We start from the raw sequence: 7,699 nt of genomic DNA, 5'->3' as shown, positions 1-7,699 counted from the left end.
GCCATGGACGCCTTCGACGGCGCGGTCGAGGCCGGCGTCAGCCGCGAGCTGACCGAGGCGCTCGGCGTGCTCGTGCGCGGCACCGAGGGAGCCCGGGTCGCCGTCGCCTGGGCGCCCGGCGCGGGCGTCCCCGAGGGCTGTGCCGCGTCCGCCGAACCCGTCGAGTTCTCACCCGGCGACCTCCCCGTGCTGCGCGAGGCCGCCGCCCGCTATCTGCGCGAGGAGCCCTCCGTGCCGGTACGCGTCACCGGCGCCGTGGTCCGCATGCGCCGCTCCGGACCCGGCGGCGAGGGCACCGTGCGCCTGCGGGTCCTCGCGGGCGCCGAGGTCCCGTACGTACGCGTCACCCTCGACGAGGAGGACTACCGCATCGCAGGCCACGCACACCTCGTCGGACTCCCGGTGCGCGTGCACGGGCGGCTGGAACGGCGGGGCGGCTTCCGGCGGCTCACCGGCGCCTCCGGCGTCGTACCCGTGCAGGTGGACGAGGGCGAGCGGGACCGGCTGATGAAGTCGCTCCAGGAGAACCTCGACTTCTTCGAGGAGGCGCGCGGGGAAGCGTAGGGGGACGAGGACTGAGGGTGACCGTTTCGCGGTCGGCGCCGTCGGGTCGGTACGATCGCCTGTGCGCGCGCTCCTGGTATGGCGCCGCACCCACCTTCAGTCAGGAGAGACCGGTGTCAGACGTCCGTGTGATCATCCAACGCGATTCCGAGCGGGAAGAGCGCGTGGTGACGACGGGCACTACGGCCGCCGACCTCTTCGCGGGCGAGCGCTCGATCGTCGCCGCGCGCGTGGCCGGCGAGCTGAAGGACCTCGCGTACGAGCTTGCCGACGGTGACGAGGTCGAGGGCGTCGAGATCTCGTCCGAGGACGGCCTGAACATCCTGCGCCACTCCACCGCGCACGTCATGGCGCAGGCCGTGCAGGAACTGTTCCCCGAGGCCAAGCTGGGCATCGGCCCGCCCGTCAAGGACGGCTTCTACTACGACTTCGACGTCGAGAAGCCGTTCACGCCCGAGGATCTCAAGGCCATCGAGAAGAAGATGCAGGAGATCCAGAAGCGCGGGCAGAAGTTCTCCCGCCGCGTCGTCACCGACGAGGCCGCCCGCGCGGAGCTGGCGGACGAGCCGTACAAGCTGGAGCTGATCGGCCTCAAGGGCTCGGCGTCGCACGACGACGGCGCGGACGTCGAGGTCGGCGCCGGCGAGCTGACGATCTACGACAACCTGGACGCCAAGACCGGCGAGCTGTGCTGGAAGGACCTCTGCCGCGGTCCCCACCTGCCCTCGACCCGCCTCATCCCGGCGTTCAAGCTGATGCGCAACGCGGCCGCCTACTGGCGCGGCAGCGAGAAGAACCCCATGCTGCAGCGCATCTACGGCACCGCCTGGCCGTCCAAGGACGAGCTGAAGGGGTACCTCGACTTCCTCGCCGAGGCCGAGAAGCGCGACCACCGCAAGCTCGGCACCGAGCTGGACCTGTTCTCCATCCCGGAGCAGATCGGCTCCGGCCTCGCCGTCTTCCACCCCAAGGGCGGCATCGTCCGCCGCGTGATGGAGGACTACTCGCGCCGCCGGCACGAGGAGGAGGGCTACGAGTTCGTCTACACCCCGCACGCGACGAAGGGGAAGCTCTTCGAGACGTCCGGCCACCTGGACTGGTACGCCGAGGGCATGTACCCGCCCATGCAGCTCGACGAGGGTGTGGACTACTACCTCAAGCCCATGAACTGCCCGATGCACAACCTGATCTTCGACGCGCGCGGCCGTTCCTACCGCGAACTGCCACTGCGCCTCTTCGAGTTCGGGACCGTGTACCGGTACGAGAAGTCGGGCGTCGTGCACGGCCTGACCCGCGCCCGCGGCTTCACGCAGGACGACGCGCACATCTACTGCACCCGTGAGCAGATGTCCGAGGAGCTGGACAAGACGCTCACCTTCGTCCTGGGGCTGCTGCGCGACTACGGCCTGACCGACTTCTACCTGGAGCTGTCCACCAAGGACCCGGAGAAGTTCGTCGGCTCCGACGAGGCCTGGGAGGAGGCGACCGAGACGCTGCGCCAGGTCGCCGAGAAGCAGGGCCTGCCCCTCGTGCCCGACCCGGGCGGTGCCGCCTTCTACGGCCCGAAGATCTCCGTCCAGACCAAGGACGCCATCGGCCGGACCTGGCAGATGTCGACCATCCAGCTCGACTTCAACCTGCCCGAGCGGTTCAACCTGGAGTACACGGGCCCCGACGGCTCCAAGCAGCGCCCGGTCATGATCCACCGCGCGCTGTTCGGCTCCATCGAGCGGTTCTTCGCCGTGCTCCTGGAGCACTACGCGGGCGCCTTCCCGGCGTGGCTGGCACCGGTGCAGGCGGTGGGGATCCCGGTGGGCGACGCGCACGTGGAGTACCTGCAGAAGTTCGCGGCCGCGGCGAAGAAGAAGGGCCTGCGGGTCGAGGTGGACTCGTCCTCGGACCGCATGCAGAAGAAGATTCGCACGGCCCAGAAGCAGAAGGTGCCGTTCATGATCATCGTCGGTGACGAGGACATGAACGCGGGCACGGTGTCGTTCCGCTACCGCGACGGCTCGCAGGAGAACGGCATCCCGTTCGACGAGGCCATCGCGAAGATCGCGAAGGTCGTGGAGGAGCGGGCCCAGGTCTGAGCGACGGCCGGCAGGGCCCCCGGCGAGTCCCTCTCGCCGGGGGCCCTGCCCTGTACGGGGGCCCCAAGCCATATGCTGCCTAGCATGACGAGTGAGCCGGAGCAGCAGATCGGAGTGGGGACGCAGGACGCGTTCCAGCGCCTGTGGACGCCCCACCGGATGGCCTACATCCAGGGCGAGAACAAGCCGAGCGGCCCGGGGGCCGACGACGGCTGCCCCTTCTGCTCGATCCCGGCCAAGTCCGACGAGGACGGACTGATCGTCCGGCGCGGCGAGCACGTCTACGCCGTGCTCAACCTCTACCCGTACAACGGCGGCCACCTCATGACCGTGCCCTACCGGCACGTGGCCGACTACACCGATCTGACCGGGCCGGAGACCGCCGAACTGGCGGAGCTGACCAAGCAGGCGATGACCGCGCTGCGCATCGCGTCCGGTGCCCACGGCTTCAACATCGGCATGAACCAGGGCACTGTGGCGGGCGCCGGCATCGCCGCACACCTGCACCAGCACATCGTGCCGCGCTGGGGCGGCGACACGAACTTCATGCCCGTGGTGGGCCACACGAAGGTGCTGCCGCAGCTGCTCGCCGACACCAGGAAGATGCTGGCGGAGGCCTGGACCGCCTGACGGAGCCGTGCGGGCGCCCGTCCGCCCGGGGTGCCCGTCACGCGTCGTACAGGTCCGCCTTCTTCGGAGTCGGATCCTGCACCTGGCCGCTGAGGAACGACGAGCGGGTGCCGAACTTCTCCGTGTCCACGCCGTTCTCCTGCAGCACCCTGATCGCGGCCGAGTGCACCACCCGCAGCACCGGCGTGGCCGCGCGCAGCGCGTCGTCGGCCATGAAGCGGTGCCGCCACGGCTGGTCGGCCCACGCGTGCCGCAGGCCGAACGGCTCCGGCAGGACCAGCGAGCCGCCCAGCCAGTTGAGCAGCGGCGGGTACCAGGTCAGCGGGGCGCGCGCGGCGAGCCGTACCACCTCGTCGGTGACGACCAGGGGCAGCTTGACCGTGCGGGTCTCCCAGGGCTTGAGGGACTTGCCGACCTCCTTGGTCGGCGCCTCCGGCTTGGTGGTGAACAGCGGGTTCACCGGTCCCAGCGCATGCCCGGTGACCTCGATGCGCAGCGTCTCGTGCAGCACGGTCACCGTGATCAGCATGGTGATGACCAGCTGCCCGTCCCACAGCGACCACTGCACGCCCAGGTAGTGCCGGTCGCCGCTGCCGAACTGCTGCTTGTTGCAGATCTCCTGTATGGCGTGCGGCTTGACCTGGAAGGCCTCGACGTCGGTGCCCTCGGGCCGGGTCACCGCCGTGGCCTTCTCGCCGATCGGCGTGACGATCCAGTGCCGTATCGACGGCTTGGGGAAGCCGCCGGTGTTCAGCGGGCCCCGCTCCAGCAGCCCGAGCTGGTCGTGGATCGCGCGGATCACGTCCCAGCTGCGGAAGGGGTGGATCTCCCGGGTGGGGTCGGCGGGCACCAGATCCTCGGCGAGCTGCCAGGCGCCCCAGCGGGTGCCCATGCCGAGTATGCCCTTGGGGCCGGCGTAGAAGACCGAGTTCGACTGCTGCTCGGCGCTGAGCCGGGCCAGCGACTGGCGCAGCTGCTCGGCCGCGGTCTCTCCCGGCCCGCGCGGCACCGCCTCCGGGACCTTGGCCCCGACGCTGGTGCCCGAGAGCAGGCCGTCCCAGCGGGCCCGCAGATCGACCGCGGTGCGCTCGCAGATCTGCTTGGCCCAGAACCACCCGATCACGGGCAGCACGACGGCCGCGCGCGCGTACCACGCCCAGAAGCCGGTGAACGGCATCTTGATCAGGAACAGCGCGGCGAGCACGCCGACCCCGAGGAGCAGTGCGGTGGCCAGCGCCCCGGCCCGCTTGTCGTCCCGCGACGCGGCGAACGTGCGCAACTGGAAGACGAGCAGCCACCCGAGGAGCCCCGGCAGGAAGAGCACACCGCACAGGACCGTCACGGCGGTCAGGCGGTTGTCGCGCTCACGGCGGATGTTGTTCGCCGCCATGCAGTGCTCCACGACGAACTGGGGCTCGGAGCCGAAGGACTGGATCAGCGGCTTGCGGTCGGGGGCGATCATGCGGTCCACGACGGCCCGTGCGAACGCCTCACCGAGGTTGGGCCGGAACAGGGCGATCTTGCCCGGCTTGACGGTGGACTGGTGCCACTCGTTGTCCGCCTTCTTGATCTCCTCCATCGGGCTGTCCCGGTACGCCGCGGACGCCAGCGCTGAGGTCGCCGCCTGCCCGCCGTCGCCCACGACGGGCACCTGGGGCCCGTCCCACTCCGTTCCGAACGACATTCCCGCCCCCCATCGCCGCCGGTGTCGCTCCTGCGGCCTTCCCGACTTCCCTGCTCCGCACACCTGTTGGAGCGCGGTTGGTCCGGCCGTCGTGCCGATACCGGACGGCTGCGGCACGACGTGATCAGGTGATCAGCGTATCCGCCGCCACCGACATTGATCCTGATACTCAGGTTCCGGTGGTTGTGACTCTGCCACTGACTGACGTCCTGCTGGACTGTCTTCTGGCTGTTCTGTCCGGCCACCGGGACCTGTTCAGCCCGGGGGCGGACGGCCGAAGCCGCCCGCCCCCGGTCCCCGGAACTAGGAGTCGTCCCCGGCCTGTTCGCGGATCCGCTCGGCGATCTGCGGCGGCATCGGCTCGTGCCGGGCGTAGGCCCGGTCGAAGCGGGCCGTGCCGTGCGACAGCGAGCGCAGGTCGACGGCGTACCGGCCGATCTCGAACTCGGGCACCTCGGCCCGGATCAGAGTCCGTCCGGAGCCCACCTGCTCGGTGCCGAGCAGCCGGCCGCGCCGGCTCGACAGATCGCTCATCACGGCGCCCACGTACTCGTCGCCGACGAGCACGCCGACCTCGGCGACCGGCTCCAGCAGATGGATCTTCGCGTCCGCCGCCGCCTCGCGCAGCGCGAGCGCGCCCGCGGTCTGGAAGGCGGCGTCGGAGGAGTCCACCGAGTGCGCCTTGCCGTCGACCAGCGTGACCCGCACGTCCACGAGCGGGTACCCGGCGGCCACCCCCTTGGCGGCCTGCGCCCGCACGCCCTTCTCCACGGACGGGATGAACTGCCGGGGCACCGCGCCGCCGACGACCTTGTCCACGAACTCGATGCCCGAGCCGCCGGGCAGCGGCTCCACCTCGATCTCGCAGATGGCGTACTGCCCGTGCCCGCCGGACTGCTTCACGTGCCGGCCGCGCCCGGTGGCCCTGGTCGCGAACGTCTCCCGCAGGGAGACCTTGTGCGGGACGACGTCGACCTGGACACCGTAGCGGCTGCGCAGCCGCTCCAGGGCGACGTCCGCGTGGGCCTCGCCCAGGCACCACAGGACCACCTGGTGGGTGTCCTGGCTCTGCTCCAGGCGCATCGTCGGGTCCTCCGCGACCAGCCGGGACAGACCCTGGGAGAGCTTGTCCTCATCCGCCTTGCTGTGCGCCTGGATGGCGAGCGGCAGCAGCGGGTCGGGCATCTGCCAGGGCTCCATCAGGAGCGGGTCGTCCTTCGCCGACAGCGTGTCCCCGGTCTCGGCCCGGCTCAGCTTGGCCACGCACACCAGGTCACCGGCGACGGCGTGCGTGACCGGCCGCTGCTGCTTGCCGAAGGACATGGACAGGGCGCCGACCTTCTCGTCGACGTCGTGGTCCTCGTGGCCCCGGTCGGCCAGGCCGTGACCGGAGACGTGCACCGTCTGGTCGGGGCGCAACGTGCCGGAGAAGACCCGGACCAGCGAGATGCGGCCCACGTAGGGGTCGGAGGACGTCTTGACGACCTCGGCGACCAGCGGGCCTTCGGTGTCGCACGGCTTCAGCTCGCGCGGCTTGCCGTCGATCGTGGTGACCCCGGGCATCGGATGCTCGAACGGGGTCGGGAACCCGCCGGTGATCAGTTCCAGCAGCTCCACCGTGCCGAGGCCCTGCCTGCCGCCGTCGGCGGCGGGGGCGGCCGCCAGGACGGGGAAGAAGCTGCCGCGCGCCACGGCCCGCTCCAGGTCCTGGATCAGCGTCTTGATGTCGACCTGCTCGCCGCCGAGATAGCGGTCCATGAGGGTCTCGTCCTCGCTCTCGGCGATGATCCCCTCGATGAGCCGGTTGCGGGCCTCCTCCATGTCCGGCAGCTGGTCCTCGCCGGGCTCGGACTCCTTGCGCTCCCCGGTCGAGTAGTCGAACAGCTTCTGCGTCAGCAGCCCGACGAGACCGGTCATGGGCGCGTGCCCGTCGGGGCCCTCCGGCCCGCGCAGCGGCAGGTACAGCGGAAGCACCGCGTCGGGGTCGTCGCCGCCGAAGGCCTGCGCGCAGGTGCGGGTCATCTCCTCGAAGTCCGCGCGCGCGGCCTCCAGATGCGTGATCACGATCGCGCGGGGCATGCCGACGGCGGCGCACTCCTCCCACACCATCCTGGTCGAGCCGTCCACCCCGTCCGAGGCCGAGACGACGAACAGGGCCGCGTCCGCCGCGCGCAGACCGGCCCGCAGCTCCCCGACGAAGTCCGCGTATCCCGGGGTGTCGAGGAGGTTGATCTTGATGCCGTCCCATTCGACCGGCACCAGGGACAGCTGGACGGAGCGTTGCTGCCGGTGCTCGATCTCGTCGTAGTCGGAGACGGTGCCGCCGTCCTCCACGCGGCCCGCCCGGTTCACCGCCCCCGCGGTCAGTGCGAGGGCCTCCACCAGAGTCGTCTTGCCCGAACCGGAGTGGCCGACCAGAACCACGTTCCGTACGGACGCGGGCTGGTCGGCCTCCAGAGCCCTGCCGGCGGCTCCGGGGTGGTGCGTCTGTGTCTTGTCGCCCATGGTCCTGCCTCCCGTGCACGGTGAGGTCATCGGGGCGCGGACACGCGGGACCCGCGTGCACTGGCGGCTCCGGCGACGCCCGCGGTTCTTCGAGCTTTCCACTCCCGTCACGCTGCGTCCATACGAAGGACGACCACGGGCACCGATCGCGGCACGCGCGCCCCGCGTGCAGGGGCGCGCGCCGGTTCGCAAAGCGGGCTGCGGGTGCCCGGCCGTCACGCACGCA

The 7,699-nt window shown here is 70.8% G+C and carries 4 protein-coding genes and 1 pseudogene; 3 read left to right on the top strand and 2 right to left on the bottom strand.

The features are described 5' to 3' along the window. From ACLU3S_RS21045 to ACLU3S_RS21035, 3 genes and pseudogenes are all read left to right on the top strand, one after another. Positions 1 to 564: pseudogene (locus ACLU3S_RS21045) on the top strand (hypothetical protein); the annotation flags it as partial. A 113-nt stretch (positions 565 to 677) separates the two neighbouring features. After that, on the top strand, positions 678 to 2,654 hold the full coding sequence (gene thrS, locus ACLU3S_RS21040) for a threonine--tRNA ligase (protein ID WP_413953460.1): 1,977 nt from the start codon (positions 678 to 680) through the stop codon (positions 2,652 to 2,654). A gap of 72 nt (positions 2,655 to 2,726) precedes the next feature. Next, on the top strand, positions 2,727 to 3,284 hold the full coding sequence (locus ACLU3S_RS21035; protein ID WP_413953459.1) for an HIT family protein: 558 nt from the start codon (positions 2,727 to 2,729) through the stop codon (positions 3,282 to 3,284). 37 nt (positions 3,285 to 3,321) lie between these two features. Here the strand turns inward: ACLU3S_RS21035 and ACLU3S_RS21030 are convergent, their stop codons facing one another. Then, positions 3,322 to 4,968: a hypothetical protein gene (locus ACLU3S_RS21030; RefSeq protein ID WP_413953458.1), complete on the bottom strand. Its 1,647-nt coding sequence runs from the start codon at positions 4,966 to 4,968 to the stop codon at positions 3,322 to 3,324. Between the two features lie 303 nt (positions 4,969 to 5,271). Beyond that, a complete protein-coding gene (locus ACLU3S_RS21025) occupies positions 5,272 to 7,473 on the bottom strand; it encodes an elongation factor G-like protein EF-G2 (RefSeq protein ID WP_413953457.1) in 2,202 nt (733 codons plus the stop codon). Between the last annotated feature and the right edge of the window lie 226 nt (positions 7,474 to 7,699).

This window comes from Streptomyces sp. AF1A, assembly GCF_047340315.1.
Lineage (GTDB): Bacteria > Actinomycetota > Actinomycetes > Streptomycetales > Streptomycetaceae > Streptomyces.
The sequence above is the reverse complement of the archived record's forward strand: the minus strand, read 5'-3'. Positions and strand labels throughout refer to the sequence as shown.

Bases quoted from the DNA above. Each gene is read 5' to 3' on its own strand.
- ACLU3S_RS21035 (WP_413953459.1), top strand. From the start codon at position 2,727: ATGCTGCCTAGCATGACGAGTGAGCCGGAGCAGCAGATCGGAGTGGGG.
- ACLU3S_RS21030 (WP_413953458.1), bottom strand. From the start codon at position 4,968: ATGTCGTTCGGAACGGAGTGGGACGGGCCCCAGGTGCCCGTCGTGGGC.
- ACLU3S_RS21025 (WP_413953457.1), bottom strand. From the start codon at position 7,473: ATGGGCGACAAGACACAGACGCACCACCCCGGAGCCGCCGGCAGGGCT.